Source organism: Peptoniphilus hominis (ex Hitch et al. 2025) (genome assembly GCF_040096015.1).
Classification (GTDB): Bacteria; Bacillota; Clostridia; order Tissierellales; family Peptoniphilaceae; genus Peptoniphilus_A; species Peptoniphilus_A hominis.
Genome location: NZ_JBBMFO010000013.1, coordinates 12,838 through 28,807, shown reverse-complemented (window position 1 = coordinate 28,807; position 15,970 = coordinate 12,838). Strand labels below are relative to the sequence as shown.

The following is a 15,970-nucleotide window of genomic DNA, read 5'->3' as shown; positions in this document are numbered from 1 at the left end:
TAGCCTGCTATCAAAAAGATTACAAAATTATTACAAATCTTAAATTTTGAGGATTTTCGCCAAAGTTTTTGCTATTATAAGACTTCGAGGTGAAAGAATGAAAAAAATAATTATATTGATGATAATTTTACTTGCAATGCCCTTTAGCGTTTTTGCAGCTAAGGAAGTTGCCATGCCACTTAGTGTCAGCGCAGTAAAGGAAAGTGAAACTTACAACTTTGAAATAAAAAATGCCAAGGACAAGGATGCAGTTGAAATCGAAGTGAAAAGCGAAGGCAATGATGCAAAAGGAAATTTAACAAAAAATGTCTTTGTAAAAAATAATAAAAAATATGTTTCAATTACGCAAAGAGAACTTGACTCCCTTGTGGGACCTTCAAGTGGCTATGCCTTTAGACTTAGATTTGCAAATAGTGAGGGCAAATCAAATTACACAGATGTCTTACATCTTGGAAAGGCGCCAGTTTTTAGAAATTACAGCAACTGGGCTTACAAGGATTTAATGAAGGCAGAAGACTTGAAACTTTTCTCAAAGGATCTTGCAGCTAACACTAGAGAGAAGATCACTCGTGAAGAATTTGCAGAAATTGCAGTTAAGGCTTATGAAATTAAGTACAAGAGAAGTGCCCAAGGTTCAGTAAAACACTTTAAGGACACTGACAACAAATATGTGAACATGGCATGCGATCTTGGCATAATGAATGGAAAGAGCAAGGACAAGTTTGCTCCCAAGGAAAATATTACAAGAGAAGACTATGCTGTTGTTATTTCAAATTTATTTAAGCTAGAAGATGGCAAAAAAATAAAAATCAAGGATGGCAAAAAGATTTCTGATTACGCAAGGGAATCTGCTTATAAGGCTCTTAGCTCTGGATTTTTAAATTTAGATGAAAAGAAAAATTTTAATCCAAAGAATCAAATGAAAAGAGAGGAAGTTATTTCTTCAATAGTACGTCATATTTGATTAAAAATTTACAAAAGTCCCCAAATTGTATATAAAACTTTATAATTGTGATATAATACTTCCAAGGTGAGGTAATGAAAAAAGTAATTTTTGACATTAGTCCACTTGGAAGTTTTCAATTTTCTTGTGAGACTTACATGATGTATTACAGAGAAAAATATGGACAAGATATTTTTTTCTACACTAGAAAAAATGGAAAATATGTAAAGGTTGAAGACCTAGAAGAGCTCAAGCACTTAAAGAGCAGAGTGATTTTAAACAGAGACCTTGGCTCTGAAGTTGATTTTATTGCCCACGACTTAGATGCAAGAGTTAAACCACTGACAGAAGAGTTGGAAGATGACGAGTTACTTATAAATATAGTGGAAAGGCTTGGCGACAATGCAAGCTGGAAAAATTCTAAAATGAGAGTCGTTGAACTTCAAGAGTGTTGATTAAAAATTTATAAAATTAGAAAAGAAAAGAGATTCCTTTTTTTACTGGAATCTCTTATTTTTTTATTTATTTTTTGGAAACTCGAGAATTATTTTTTCAATCCTATTTTTTGACTTCCTTGCTATTGTAAATTTTAAGTCATCGATATTTATGACTTCATTTAATTTTGGAAATCTGTCAATATTTTCGATTATAAAACCGCCAAGGGAATCAAATTCCTGGCACTCAAGTTCTGTTTCAAACTTTTGATTGATCTCGTCAATGTTAACTGAGGCGTCTATTAAATATTTTCCTGGAGCTATAGTTATTATGTCTTCGTCTTCTTCTGTGTCGTACTCGTCAGAAATTTGTCCCACAATTTTTTCAATGATGTCTTCAAAGGTAATCATACCTTCAGTGCCGCCGTACTCGTCCGTAACTATGGCGACGGATAACTTATTTTGTCTCATCTCGGAAAAAAGTGTTCCCGTAGGCTTGTACTCAAAGGTGAAGAAGGGCTTTTTGAAAAAAGATTTGTTTTCAGCAAGGGGTTTTGTCCTATCCATATGGAAAATATCTTTTACATTTAAGATACCAATAATATTGTCCAAGTTGTCTTCATATACGGGCATTCTTGAATAAGAATATTCAGAAATTTTTTCGATAATGTCTTCATAGGAATCATCAATTTCAATTGCTACAATATCTGTCCTTGGTGTCATTATGTCCTTGGCATAATTGTCCTTAAAGCCAATTACATTTTGAATCATCATAGACTCATTTTTATTTATTATTCCTTCTTCCATGCCAAGGTCCATGGCATCTATTAAGTCTTCTTCTGTTATAATTGGTTCCTTGTAGGTCTTGTCCTTAATAACTATTTTAATTATGCTTTGTGACAAGAAGTTAATTAGCATGGAAAGGGGACGCATAAAAATTATTAAAAAATTTAAAAATTTTGCGTACTTTGGCACAATTCTTTCATAATTGTTTTTGCCAAGCTTGCGAGGAAGACTCTCTCCAAAAATTATCACTATCATGGTGGAAATTACTATTCCGATTATTATGCCAAGATGATTCCATTTATGAAAGAAAAAAAGTGACATAAAGATAACTGTAAGGGAATTGGAAAAATAATCCAGGATAAGCGTTGAAGAATAAATATTTTCTTTTTTCACAAGTTTTTTTATTATGTTTAAATTTTTTACTTCTAAATCCTCAAGCTTTGAAAGTTTTACAGGTCCCAGGGCGAGATAAGCATTTTCTATAAGGGTAAACAAATAGGAAAAGAAAAGCGCCACAAGGGATATAAGTAGGTATATATACTCATTCATAAAATTCAACTCCATTTTACATTATATACCCGAAAAAGCTATATGAAAACTAAAAAAAGCTGCACCTGGCAGCTCTTTTCTTTATTCAACTGTAACTGATTTTGCCAAGTTTCTTGGTTTATCTACATCATTTCCTAATAGGACTGAAGAGTAATAGGCAATTAACTGTTCAGGTATTACTGCAAGTAGGGGAGTGAGTAAATCAATTGTGTCTGGTATTTCAATCATTACATCAGAAGAACCTCTCACGAAGTCATTTTTTTCTTCTGCAATGGAAATTACTGTTGCCCCTCTTGCTATTAGCTCTTGGTTATTAGAAATAGTTTTTTCTAAAATTGAGCTTTGCGTTGCAACAGATATAACTGGTGTGCCTTCTTCTATTAGGGCAATAGAACCGTGTTTTAACTCGCCAGAAGGGAAGGATTCTGTGTGAATATAAGAAATTTCCTTTAGCTTTAGGGCTCCTTCCTTGGCAGTTATATAGTCAAGACTTCTTCCAGTGTAGAAAATTGATTTTGCATCCTTAATTAATTCAGCAATGTCTTCAAATTGGTCTTTATGTTTTAAAATTTCTTCGATTTGTCCTGGAAGTTTTTCCATGTTTTCGATTATTTCTTTAACTTCATCTTCACTTATTTTATTTAGCTTTAGGGCAATGTCCATAGCCAAGAAGTAGAGTGAAATAACTTGTGTTGTGTAAGCCTTAGTTGATGCCACAGAGATTTCTGGACCTGCATAGCAATAGACAACCTTGTCGGCTTCTCTTGAAATTGATGAGCCAACTACATTTGTAATGGCAAGAGTTTTTGCACCAAGAGCCTTTGCTTCTCTAAGGGCTGCTAGGGTGTCAGCAGTTTCTCCTGATTGTGAAACAAAAATTACCAGAGACTTGTCGTCTACAAACATATTCTTGTACCTAAATTCAGAGGCAATTTCTGAAATAACAGGAATTTTTGCAAGATTTTCTATGGCAAACTTGCCAGCTTCGCCTGCGTGAAAGGCAGTTCCACAAGCTGTCACATAAATTTTATTGATATTTTTTAGTTCATCAAGGGAAAGACTTCCTTCGGCTGGAAGATTTATCTTGTAATCCTTGTGTTTAATTGAAATAACTTCGCGAAGTAGGCGAGGTTGTTCGTGAATTTCCTTAATTAGGAAGTGGTCGTAGCCTTCCTTTGATGCATCAGCTGCAGAAATTTCAACTTCAGTAATATCTCTCTCAACTTTTTTGTGGTTTTTGTCATAAATTGTGTAAGAGTCTTCTCTCATGTCAACTACATCACCATCTTCAAGGTAGATGATCTTATTTGTGTGTTCAATGACAGAAGTAATGTCACTGGCAACAAAGTATCCATCTTCGCAGATTGCAAAAAGTAGAGGGGAAGAATTTCTTACAGCAATAAGCCTCTTGCCATCATTTTCATCTATGATACCAAGGCTGTAGGCTCCCCTTAAAATTTCTGTTGACTTAAAGACAGCTTCAAGAATGTCGCCCTTGTAATTGTCAGAAATAACATTTGGGATGACTTCTGTATCTGTTTGTGAAAGGAACTTGTAGCCCTTTTTTGTCAAATCATTTCTAAGCTCTAAGTAATTTTCTATAATTCCATTGTGAACTACAGAAATTTTTCTATCACTTGATAGGTGAGGGTGAGCATTTATTTCATTGGGCTCCCCATGTGTTGCCCATCTAGTGTGACCAATGCAAATATTTGAAGAAAATTCATCTTGGTCAAAGGAATCTTCCAAAACTTTTATGCGACCCTTCTTTTTAAAAGTCACAAGTTTATTATCTCTTATCATAGAAAGGCCTGCAGAGTCATAGCCCCTGTATTCTAATTTTTTCAGACCTTCTAGTACTAATTTTGTTGCATTATTTTTTCCAATATATCCAACTATTCCGCACATATTTCTACCTCCAATTTATTAGAGATTCACTACATTTATTTTGTTATAAAATTGCTTTTATTTTTTGTAAAATGTTTAGGCTGTGAAACCTTTAGAGCATCCGCCGATTTTCGATAACTCTATCCCTCGTCAGCCACTTGGGCTCAGGCGCTTAAATTATTTTTATCTCTTCAGTTGATTTTAACATAAGGCAAATTTAAAGTAAACTTTTTAAGAAGTTCTGAGGATTTAGGAAGCCTTTATAAAATATTTTTTACAAAAAACTTATATTTTATTTAGATTTTTGTCTTAGAAAGGCTGGGCAATTTGAAAGCCTATTAGTTGAAAAAAATTTTTTCAAATGGTAATATTACTTATAGAAAACTTATAATTTGAGATAAATTACGGAGGTAATAATGGATAGAGAAAAACTTTTAGCAGAGGTTAATGGCAAGAAAATTACAGGAGTGGACTACAACTTATTTTTAGACTCCCTAAACCCACAACTTAAACAATATTTTGGCGGCGAAGAGATGAATAAGGAAGTTGTAAATGAACTTGTCTACCAAGCACTTTTATACGAAGATGCAATAGAAAAGGGCATGGACAAGGAAAATGACTTCACACAAGTTTTGGAAAAGACTAAGGAAAGCATGCTAAAAACTTACGCTCTTGGCAAACTTCTTGCTACAGTAACTGTAAGTGACGATGAAATAAAAAAATTCTACGAGGACAACAAAGAAGTCTTTAAGGAAAATGAAAGTGCCAATGCTTCTCACATCTTAGTTGCAGAAGAAGACAAGGCTAAAGAAATTTACGAAAAAATTAAAAATGGGGAAGACTTTGAAGCTCTTGCAAGAGAATTTTCTACTTGTCCATCAAAGGAAAAGGGCGGCGACCTTGGAACTTTCACTAGGGGACAAATGGTAAAGGAATTTGAAGACGCTGTCTTTGACAATGAAGTCGGCACAGTTACTGAACCTGTTAAGACACAATTTGGCTACCATATTATTAAAATCAACGAAAAAAATGAAGGCAGAGACCTAGAATTTGATGAAGTGAAGGACAAAATTGCTGCACAAGTTAGAAGACAAAAGGAACAAGCCCTTTACAACGAAAAAATTACTGAACTTAAAGGCAAATACCAAGTGAAGATGAATATCTAGGTGGAACATGAAACTTGAGCTTTTTAATTATATTGACGATGTACTAGATCTTTTTGATTATCATAAAATTGAACTTGCTGGAGTTAATAAAGAGCTTAAAAAGTATTTTTCCGATTTATTTTTAGATGACGACAGACTTACAAATATTACCACGAGAATAAAGACTCAGGAATCCCTTCGTGAAAAATTAATTAGAAGAAATTTTTTCATGAGGTTTCCTGATCCTGTTCGTGGCTTTAAATATATTCAAGACCTAGTTGGTATTAGAGTAGAATGTCGTTTTATAAAAGATGAAGAAGCTCTATATAAAAAAATCATAGAAGATTTTACTATTAAAGCTGACAGAGGTTACTACAAGTCTAACAAAAATAAAAAGATTAGACTAAAGCTAGATGACCCTCAGCCTCAAACCCTTGCAAATGGTTTCACAATGTACAAGCTTGACGGTGAATACGACACAGGTTCTTTTATCTATTGCTTTGAGCTACAAATTAAATCCTTTGTAAATGTCTTTTGGGGAGAAATTGACCACAAGCTTCTCTACAAAAATTATAATTACATAATAACAGAGGGATTTTTTAGAGAAATAATGAATTCCATTAATGACAACTTGAAGATGATAGACAAGCAACTTATGATTTTATATGACCATGTAAAAAAACAAGATGCCTCAGAAATAATTTCAGCAGAAAGTCAGCTAAAGACTCTACTTTCAAAAATTCTTCACGATGTCTTTACGAGAAAGATTCACGATGAGCTTGGACTTTTTATCAATATTAAAACCATCACTGATGTTGTCGTAGACTTTTTATTTATGAAATCTTCCAAGAATAAAGATTTAAGTTATGGAGAAAATTTCATAGATTTAATAAATAAGATAAATTCTGTCACAGATAAGGACTTAAACATAGAAGAGTACATTGTCTGTGAAAAGGAGCCCAAATATTATGATTCCTTCTCAAAGGGTGCCACAGAAGTCTTGGCTAGAGTTATTAACAACGACTTAGACTGGAATATTTTATTTAAAATCATAAGACTAATTACGCAAGAATCCTATGGAGAAATTTTTACAGAGTTTATAATTTTTGTGAGATATGAGTACATGGCTTGTATGACAAAACTTTTTGAAGAGAAAAATCTTTCTAAGGAAGAACAAGATGAAATAGAAAATAAATTTTTATCTAAGGTAATTGATGAATTTAAGGAGAGACCTTCCATTGACTTTCTCTTAGACAAGTCTTTAAATAAATTCAACTCTGTCCTTTGCGAAATTAACAAAAGTGATGCCAGAAGCATGGAAAAAATCATTAAAATATTTGAAGATAATTATACTTTTTAAACTATAAATATTTTTTATACTCATGTATAATGTAAGTAGGAGGTTTAAATGAAAGATATAAATACCTTATTAGAGAACAGAATTTTTTATTATTTTGATAAATTGACAAAAATTCCAAGATGTTCCTTTGAAGAAGAAAAAATTAGAGCTTATCTAATTAACTTTGCCAAGGAAAAGGGCTTGGAATATAAAACTGACGAGATAGGAAATGTGGTAATCATTAAAGAGGCGACAGAAGGCTATGAAGATGTAGACAGCATAATTTTGCAAGGTCACATGGACATGGTTTGCGAAAAAACTCCTGAATGCACCATTGATTTTTCTAAAGACCCTATTAAGTATGAAATAGATGGCGACTTTATTATCGCTCGCGAGACAACTCTTGGGGCAGATAATGGCATAGCTGTTGCCATGACACTTGCTCTTTTAGAATCAGATGACTACAAACATCCAAAGATTGAAGCACTATTCACTGTCAACGAAGAAAGTGGAATGACTGGAGCAGCTAACCTTGAAAAGGGTATGGTTACTTCAAAAAGACTTTTAAACATCGACTCTGAAACTGAAGGCGTTGGATGTATTTCCTGTGCTGGTGCAGAAAGAGATCTTATAAAATTACAAAAAGAATACAAAGAATTAGATAAAAATAAAAATCTCTATGAAATAATTGTAAATGGACTAAAGGGTGGACACTCTGGTCAAGAAATTCAAGTTGGTCTAGGCAACGCAGTAAAAATTCTAGGCAGAAGCCTTTACAGAATTTTTGAAAAAGTTGATGGCGACTTAGTTGAAATTGAAGGCGGAGCAAAACCTAATGCCATTCCAAGATATGCAAGGGCCCTTGTGGCAGTAAGGGAAGAGGACATCAAAAAAATTCAAGATGTAATAGTTGAACTCAACTCTCACTTTGTCACAGAACTTGGAAAAGTTGACCCTGATGTGAGACTAAACTTTGAAAAGTCAAAGGAATCTCGCGACAAGGCCTTTACTGATGATTTTAAAAATAAAATTCTTGGTCTAATAAATGTCCTACCTAATGGCGTAATTGCCATGAGTAAAAACATTGAAGGCTTAGTTGAAACTTCTGTAAATGTGGGAGTAATTGAAAACAAAGAAGATTCAGTAAATATTATTTCCAACATCAGGTCTTCAGTTCAATCTTCTAAGGAATATATTGGACTTGTAAATAAAATTGCAGCAGAAAATTTTGGCGCAGATATAGAGATTATTACAAAGTACCCTGCCTGGGAATATAAGGAACATTCAAAACTTAGAGAAGTAGCAAAGAAGGCTTACAAGGAAGTTAGCGGCAAAGAATTTAAACTTGAAGCAATTCACGCAGGTCTTGAATGTGGAATCTTTGTAGAAACAATTGGCGATATCGATATGCTTTCAATTGGACCAAATATGAAGGGAGTACACGCACCTGGCGAGCACCTTTCTATTTCATCAACTGAAAGAGTATTTGATTTCTTAATAAAAATACTAGAAAATTTAAAATAAAATTTGGAGGATATTATGAGTAACGAAGAAAAAAAATTACATGAACACGACGAAAACTGTGATTGCGGTTGTGACCACGATCACGAAGAAGAAGGCTATGAAACTATTACACTTACACTTGATGACGACAGTGAAATGGTGTGCATAGTTCTTGGAATCTTTGAATGCGAAGGAAATGACTACATTGCACTTCTTCCTGAAGATGAAGAAGACGGCGAAGATGTATTTATTTACAAGTACAAAGAAGTAAATGAAGAAGAAGTAGAACTTGATGTAATCGAATCAGAAGAAGAATTTGAAAAAGTTTCAAAGACTTTCGAAGAAATTTTTGACGACGAGGAAGAAGAATAATTTTCTAAATGGTTTACAGAAAATATTCTGATTTTCTCAGGGAAAAGTTTGGCGAGAAAGTCTACAAACTGCCTGTCAAACTTGATTTAACTTGTCCCAATAGAGATGGAACTTGTGGAGTGGGTGGCTGCATATTTTGCGGCGAAGAAGGCGGCTCTTTCGAAAATAATTTTGGGTCAGTGAGAGACCAACTCTTAAAAAATAAAGAGCTTATAAAAAATAAATACAAGGCCAATAAATATATTGCCTACTTTCAAAATTTTACCAACACCTACATGCCTTTTGAGGACTTCAAGAGAGTAATAGAAGAGTCTCTTATAGAAGGAGTTCTTGGCATAAGCATATCCACAAGACCAGACTACCTTCCAAAGAGGCATTTAGACTACTTGGAAGAGTTAAACAAAAATTATTTTGTGACAGTTGAAATTGGTCTTCAGACGCCAAATTATCACAGCCTGAAAAAATTAAATAGAGGACATGGTCTTTCTGAATTTATCGATGCAGCCTTAAAGCTTAAAAAGAGAAATTTAAATGTCTGCACTCACATTATTATTGGACTTCCCTGGGATGACGACTTAGACATTCTTGAGTGTGCGAAAATTTTAAATGTCCTTGGCATTGATGAAGTTAAGATTCACGCCCTTTACATCTTAAAAGATACGGCTCTTGGAAAGATGTATGAAAGAGGAGAAATTGAACCAATTTCTTTGGATGACTACAAGAAAAAAGTTATACTCTTTTTAAGAAATCTTAAAGATGATATAATAGTGGAAAGAATAATAGGAAGAGCACCTTATGAAAATTCTCTTTTTTGCAATTGGAATACTTCCTGGTGGAAAATTAGAGACGATATAATTAATGTTATGCATGAAAATGGATACACTCAAGGTGATCTAGTGAAAGGAGAAATACTATGATAAAGTATATTTTAGGGAGCAAAGGCTCTGGAAAGACAAGATGGTTAATCGACAACGCAAATGAAGATATGAAAAAGGGCGATGGAAATATTGCTTTCGTAGAAGTTGATGACGATCACATCTTTAGTTTAGACTACAATGTAAGACTTATTAATGCAACTGAATACAGACTAAACTCTATTGAAAGTTTCTACGGATTTATCTGTGGACTTCTTGCAATGGACTATGACTTGCACAAAATTTATGTTGACGGAATTTACAAGGTATTGACACTTAATATTGAAGACTTAGAACATCTTTATAATAAGATTGCTAAAATTCCTGATGCAAAGAATAAAGAAATCTACATTAATGTTGATTATCTAAAGGAAGATATGCCTGAATCTCTAAAAGATCACTGTCTAGAAGTAACTGGAAAATAAGGTGTTATAAGTGGATAGAAAAACAATGGTTAGAATTATTGCAATGCTACTTGTAATTGCAATGGTAATTCCAATAATTCTAAGTGTGATTTAATGGTGCTTTGTGGAACTTAAGAAAAATAAGGGACTTTTTGAAGATTTTTTTGAGCACAGGTCTTTTCTCATAATGCAATACACCAATGGTGACCTCTCCAAGAGAGAATTTTTGCAAAAAAATTTTGATTACTTTCAAATGAGAAATGCCAAACCCTACATCAAGGTGGATTCTTACGAAAAGGGAATGTACAACTACCAATACTACAATGTAATGGCGAAGTACTATAGGGCACTTTCAAAAGATGTTAGGAATACAAAAAAACATTCAAAGTACTACAATTATTATTTAAATTTAACAAACAAATATTACGAACTTAAAGACAGATCTGTCTTAAATATTTTGAGAATACAAGATTTTAGAAACACCAAGGCTTACTACATCAAGTGTCAGTCAAAGGCACTGAGAAACGAGCTCTATGAAATTGTCTTAGAGGACAAGAAGGAGGCAATCTTTCACTCAAAGGCGCCATGGCTTTTAAGAATTTTGAAAGAAGAAAATATTTTTGACAATCAAATGAAGACATCAATAATAGATCACTATATCAATGAAAAATATTATTAAAAATAAGGCTGCTAGTTTTACCTAGCAGCTAATTTTTTTGATTTTATAAAATTTTATTTTGCCTCTCTTCTGATTTCAATTAAGAAGCTTTCCATGATTCTCGTAAGGTCTTCCTCTTTACACTCCAAGTCCAAGGTATACATATTGCCTGTGCCTGTGAAGTCGAAGTGGTCCTGCAATTTTTCAAAAATTTTCTTCAAATTGAAGTTTAAATTCATAGAGCGAAGGACAATTATTTTTGACCTCTTGCCATTTTTTAGTCCATAAATTTGGATAAAGTTGTCTTCTTTTAAGATGTATGAAGAAATTTCGCGAAGTTCCTTTAAATTTACTTCTTCTAAAACCTTGTAGATGTAATTTATGCCAGAAAATTCTGTGGAAAAGCGTTTAAAGGAATCCACAGCTTGATAAAATAGTGGTGATTTTTCCTCGACGTCCTTAGACTTATTTTGACTAAGATCATTATTTGTCTTTTCTATCTTTTCTTCACTATTTTTTTGAGGATCTTCTATTTTATTATTTTCCACGTCATCCTTTTTATCTTGAGTTTTTTTATTCAAGTCCCTAAAAGATTCAAGCTTATATTTTTCATGGAAGAATTTAGAATCGTATTTTTCTTTTTTTGCCTCTTTAATAATTTTTTGTGGCTGAGAAACTTTCTCTGATTCTTTACTTTTTTCAGAATCTTTTAAACTTTTATCAGTGACAAAATCTTTTTCTAAGTCAGAAGAATTTTTAATTTCAGAATTTTTTGCCTCTTCAAGGACCTTTTCAGGCTCAGAAATTTTTTTTGCCTCTTGAACTTTTTCTTCTTCATCAACTTTTTCTAAGCCAGAATTTTTTGGGGCTTCATCTTTTTTATCCTCTTTAGGAAGTTTTTCTTCATGAAGATTTTTTTCTTGACCAAGAATTTTTCCCCTGTCAGGGAAATTTTTTGCCTTTAACTTTTTTACATCTGAAAATACACTTTCCAGGCTTTGGCTATTTAAGTACATCTTCATGTTGTCCAAAAGATTTAGAGAATTTCTGGCAAGCTTGTAGGCATTTTCGCCTGAGACAAGAGTTAGCCTAATGGCAGAATTTATTTTATCAACTGAAGAAATAAAGACCATGCCAATTTCACCAGTCCTTTTTATGGCAGGGCCCTGGTAGGAAATTTCTGCTAGCCTTTCAATTTTTATGTGATCTTCAAAATTTTCAATGGATAAATTTGAAAAGATGGCATAATTGACAAGGGACTCAATATTTTTTACTGTCATAAATTTAAAATCCTTAGCGTAAATGTCGATGTAGGAAGAATTTTTTTCAACCTTGTAATTTAAAATTTCTGAATTTGTATTTGTTGATAAAAAATATCTCACCAAGGCATTGCCAAGATTTTCCTGCATCATGAGCAGTCTATTTTTCCAATTTATTTCTATTTCAACTTGGTCTTTATTTTCATCAATTTTAAAATAGTTTTTGTTGCCAGATAAAAATACTGGGTCTTCTCCATTTATTTTTATTTCGTCAGCCAAAAGATTTTCACTACCAGTGAAGAAGGGAGGGTCTTGGACCTTTCCATAAGTAATGCCGTCACGATTTATTTTATCAATTATTTCTAATTTGTAATTCTTTTTGTAAGGGTTTTTGTATTTAGAATTCATAGCTACCTCCACTAATATATTATCATATTTCGTGACTTGGCGCTTTAAAAAGATATATAATAAGAGGGGGTGCCTATGTATTTATTTGCAGCAATTATTTTTGGAATTTTACTTTCAATTTTTACAAGGGCAAGTTTATTAATAGCGGGACTTTTTCTCTTGCTATCAATTATTATTCTTGCACAAAAGAAAAATGCCAAATTGTTTATATTTCCTCTCCTTATTTTTGCTGTTTGCCTAAATTTTTCCCTTAGAGACTACAAGCTAAAGGATTTCACAGGAGAAGTCACTGGAAAAGTAATTTCATCAAGTGAAAATAAGTCTGTCCTTAAAACATCTTCTGTTAATGGAAGAAAATTTGTGACAAAAATTTTATTTTATGAAAAGTTAGATAGGGGAGGAACGTATAAGATTATTGGAAAATTCACACCGCCTCTTCCTGCCATGAATGAGGGGAACTTTGACTACGCGAAAAATAACAAGGCTCAGGGAATTTATGCCCTTGGAAAGATAAATAGCTTTCAAAAAATTTCTCAGCCAAATATTTTTTATAAATTTTCCAATACTTTAATAGATAGGGCAAAAAAATTTTATAGAGAAAACTTAGATGAAAGAAATTCTAAACTCATGTCCTCAATTGTCCTTGCTGACAGAACTCTCATGGAAGAGGGTGAAAAGGATAGGTTCAATACTCTTGGCATGAGCCACATCTTGGCAGTGTCAGGCCTTCACATAGGCGTACTTGTTATTTTTCTAGAGGGCATAATAAAAGGGATAACAAAAAATAAAAAGCTCACTGATATTCTTGCGACTGGTCTTATTTTCTTTTACATAGTGACTATTGGCATGCCAATTTCAGCCCTTAGGGCATTTTTGTTTTACCTTCTATACAAGGGAAATATTTATCTCAAAATTGATTTAGATTTGAAAAAAATTTATTTCTTGAGCCTTAGCATAATTTTATTTATAAATCCCATGGCAATTTATTCCCTTTCACTTCTCATGTCCTATGGGGCAATTTTCGGCCTAGTCTTTGTCTATCCAGTCCTAAATAGCAGGCTGGCAGGCAGTGGTCTTGTAAAAAAATCTTTTGTGGGGACAATTTCAGTAATAATTTCACTTTTTCCTCTATTAAATTATTATTTTGATGGCTTTTCTCTTTTGGTTTTTATTGCAAACTTGATAATTGTGCCAATTTATTCTCTAATCATTACTCTTGGTTTTATCATGGGTCTTGGAATTTTACCTGGTATTCTTGGAAAAGTCTTAAATATTTTAATGAACGCAACTTTTGGCTTGGAAAGTCTTTTTGCAGCTAAGGGGAGTATCTTTCTCGCCCTAAAAGCTTTTAAGTTTGATTACATTTTTGTCTACTACATTTTACTAATATTAGTTTTAGACAGGCACAATCTAAAAGAAATTATTGAGCCAAATATAAAAATTATTGAAATTTATATGACAGTCTTTTTTGTTCTTACATCTCTAGGAATTTTAAAAGACCTAAACACTTACAAGGAAAGCCACCTCTATGTTGGTCAGGGAGACTGCACACTTATAAGTTTTTGTGGCAAAAATTATTTAATTGACACTGGTGGTGCAAGGCAGGAAAATAAAATTGCAGAAAAATTTTTATTTCCAACTTTAAAATTTCGCGGTCTTTCAAAAATTGACGGAATTTTTATTTCTCACTTTGACGAAGACCACGCTGGCAATTTAAACAAAATCTTAAAAAAATATAGGGTGGATAATATTTTTATAAGTCACTTGCCAGAAGACCCAGAAATTTTAGAAAAGGCAGAAAAATTTTCTAATATTGTAATCCTAAAAAAAGGCGACAAGGTAAAAATTTTAGGGGACACAGTGGCAGAAGTCCTCTCTGACAGTGAAAAGAGTGAAGAAGAAAATGACAATTCCATGGTTCTCCTCATAAATCATAGGGGCTTTAAGACACTTTTTACTGGCGACATTTCCGAAAATGTTGAGAGAAAAATAAATAGGGACATAGACATCTTAAAGGTCGCCCATCATGGGTCTAGGACTTCCACTTCTAAGGAGTTTTTGGAAAATACTTCGCCAAAATTTGCCCTAATTTCTGCTGGCGTCAATAATTCCTATGGTCATCCCCATGAAGAAGTGCTACAAAACTTGGAAAAACATGGTATCATATACTATGTTACGGCAAGAGATGGGCAAGTGGACTTTAAAATTTATGGCGACAAGCTCAAGATTGATAGGAAAAACCAGGAAGAGGACTATAAATTTTATATTTTACTTATATTTTTAAATACCACTTTACTTTATATGACGGCGAGGAAAAATTATGAACTACAAGAAAATTTACAAAGATGAGACTCACAGCGGAGCCTATTTATTTTTCGGCAAGGAAAAATATTTAATGGAAAATGCTGTGGGATATTTATTAAATAAATATGTAAAGGGTACAGAAGCCTTTAATTATACAAAATTTAAGGGCAGTGATGTCAAGCCAGAGGACATAATTTCTGCTTGCGAGACCTATCCTGTCATGAATGACAAAAAAGTTGTCCTAGTGAGAGATGTGTGCGACTTTCTTGCCAACTATGAATTAAAGGATTCCTTTTATGAATTTTTAGACAAGTTATCAGATTTTGTAATTTTAATTTTTTGGGACACTGGAGACCTTAAGAAGACAACAAAATTTTACAAGTACTTCAAAAATAATAAAAGGGATATAGAATTTGGCAAGCTGGGCCCAGTAGATGCAAATAGATTTGTAAAATCTTATTTTTTGAGAAAGGGCAAGAAAATTAATGATAGGGAGGCAGCTCTCTTTATTAAGGAAAGTGGCTATTCATCAAAAAATGAAGATGTGGTCCTACTAGACTTGAACTCTGAAATGGATAAAATTGCAGCAGTGGCAAAGGACAAGGTCATAAAAGAAAGTGACATAAGAAGTTTAATAACAGAAAATATTGACACAAATATTTTTGCCTTTTTAGATGCCATGCTCCAAAGAAATAGAGAGAGAGCCCTAGTTGAATTTCACAATCTAGTAAAATTAGGGGAGCAGTATCCCATAATCTTTTACATGATAATTAGGCAAGTTAAAAACCTCTTGTCCTACAAAATTTTGTCTGAAAAAAATATTAGTCAGGCAGAAATGATGAATAAAATGGGATTATCAAAGTTTGAATTTGAAAGAAAAATAAGGGTCTATGAGAGAAACTTTTCTAAAAAGTTTTTGACAGAATTTTATGATGAACTGATTAAGGCAGATGAATTTTTTAAAACTTCTTCAGTTGATGAAATAATAATTTTTGAGACTCTTATTATAAAATATTGCCAGGGAATTTAATTTGCTAGGAATAAAAACTTATGCAAAAAGAACCT

Annotated in this window: 14 protein-coding genes; 11 read left to right on the top strand and 3 right to left on the bottom strand. The window is 32.9% G+C overall.

Going from position 1 to position 15,970, the window contains the following annotated elements:
* Positions 1-97: 97 nt before the first annotated feature.
* Both WMO19_RS05275 and WMO19_RS05270 read left to right on the top strand, forming a co-directional pair.
* Positions 98-964 (top strand): S-layer homology domain-containing protein, encoded by an 867-nt coding sequence (locus WMO19_RS05275; protein WP_349170580.1) that lies wholly within the window; start codon positions 98-100, stop codon positions 962-964.
* 74 nt (positions 965-1,038) lie between these two features.
* Positions 1,039-1,398, top strand: a complete 360-nt coding sequence (locus WMO19_RS05270; protein ID WP_349170578.1) for a hypothetical protein — start codon at positions 1,039-1,041, stop codon at positions 1,396-1,398.
* Between the two features lie 63 nt (positions 1,399-1,461).
* Here the strand turns inward: WMO19_RS05270 and WMO19_RS05265 are convergent, their stop codons facing one another.
* Together WMO19_RS05265 and glmS are read right to left on the bottom strand one after the other, a co-directional pair.
* Complete coding sequence (locus tag WMO19_RS05265) at positions 1,462-2,712, bottom strand: hemolysin family protein (protein WP_349170576.1); 1,251 nt, start codon at positions 2,710-2,712, stop codon at positions 1,462-1,464.
* A gap of 81 nt (positions 2,713-2,793) precedes the next feature.
* Entirely contained in the window at positions 2,794-4,620 is a 1,827-nt protein-coding gene (gene glmS, locus WMO19_RS05260) for a glutamine--fructose-6-phosphate transaminase (isomerizing) (RefSeq protein ID WP_349170574.1), read from the bottom strand.
* Between the two features lie 395 nt (positions 4,621-5,015).
* On the opposite strand from glmS, the gene WMO19_RS05255 reads away from it, so the two are divergent.
* The 7 genes from WMO19_RS05255 to WMO19_RS05225 all read left to right on the top strand — a co-directional run bounded on the left by WMO19_RS05255 (position 5,016) and on the right by WMO19_RS05225 (position 10,955).
* Positions 5,016-5,765, top strand: a complete 750-nt coding sequence (locus WMO19_RS05255; RefSeq protein WP_349170573.1) for a peptidylprolyl isomerase — start codon at positions 5,016-5,018, stop codon at positions 5,763-5,765.
* Between the two features lie 7 nt (positions 5,766-5,772).
* Complete coding sequence (locus WMO19_RS05250) at positions 5,773-7,104, top strand: GTP pyrophosphokinase (protein WP_332086768.1); 1,332 nt, start codon at positions 5,773-5,775, stop codon at positions 7,102-7,104.
* 48 nt (positions 7,105-7,152) lie between these two features.
* Entirely contained in the window at positions 7,153-8,607 is a 1,455-nt protein-coding gene (locus WMO19_RS05245) for an aminoacyl-histidine dipeptidase (protein ID WP_349170572.1), read from the top strand.
* Between the two features lie 15 nt (positions 8,608-8,622).
* On the top strand, positions 8,623-8,958 hold the full coding sequence (locus WMO19_RS05240) for a DUF1292 domain-containing protein (RefSeq protein WP_019124770.1): 336 nt from the start codon (positions 8,623-8,625) through the stop codon (positions 8,956-8,958).
* A gap of 8 nt (positions 8,959-8,966) precedes the next feature.
* Positions 8,967-9,875 (top strand): TIGR01212 family radical SAM protein, encoded by a 909-nt coding sequence (locus WMO19_RS05235; protein WP_349170570.1) that lies wholly within the window; start codon positions 8,967-8,969, stop codon positions 9,873-9,875.
* On the top strand, positions 9,872-10,297 hold the full coding sequence (locus WMO19_RS05230) for a hypothetical protein (RefSeq protein ID WP_349170568.1): 426 nt from the start codon (positions 9,872-9,874) through the stop codon (positions 10,295-10,297). Before WMO19_RS05235 ends, WMO19_RS05230 begins: the two co-directional genes overlap by 4 nt.
* Positions 10,298-10,400: 103 nt before the next feature.
* Positions 10,401-10,955 (top strand): DUF6648 family protein, encoded by a 555-nt coding sequence (locus WMO19_RS05225; RefSeq protein ID WP_311565147.1) that lies wholly within the window; start codon positions 10,401-10,403, stop codon positions 10,953-10,955.
* 53 nt (positions 10,956-11,008) lie between these two features.
* On the opposite strand, the gene WMO19_RS05220 is transcribed toward WMO19_RS05225, so the two are convergent.
* Positions 11,009-12,601, bottom strand: coding sequence for an alanyl-tRNS synthetase (locus tag WMO19_RS05220; RefSeq protein ID WP_349170567.1), 1,593 nt, complete (start codon positions 12,599-12,601; stop codon positions 11,009-11,011).
* Between the two features lie 75 nt (positions 12,602-12,676).
* On the opposite strand from WMO19_RS05220, the gene WMO19_RS05215 reads away from it, so the two are divergent.
* Positions 12,677-14,950, top strand: a complete 2,274-nt coding sequence (locus tag WMO19_RS05215) for a DNA internalization-related competence protein ComEC/Rec2 (RefSeq protein ID WP_349170566.1) — start codon at positions 12,677-12,679, stop codon at positions 14,948-14,950.
* Positions 14,922-15,935: a DNA polymerase III subunit delta gene (gene holA / locus WMO19_RS05210; RefSeq protein WP_349170564.1), complete on the top strand. Its 1,014-nt coding sequence runs from the start codon at positions 14,922-14,924 to the stop codon at positions 15,933-15,935. Before WMO19_RS05215 ends, holA begins: the two co-directional genes overlap by 29 nt.
* Positions 15,936-15,970: the final 35 nt, after the last annotated feature.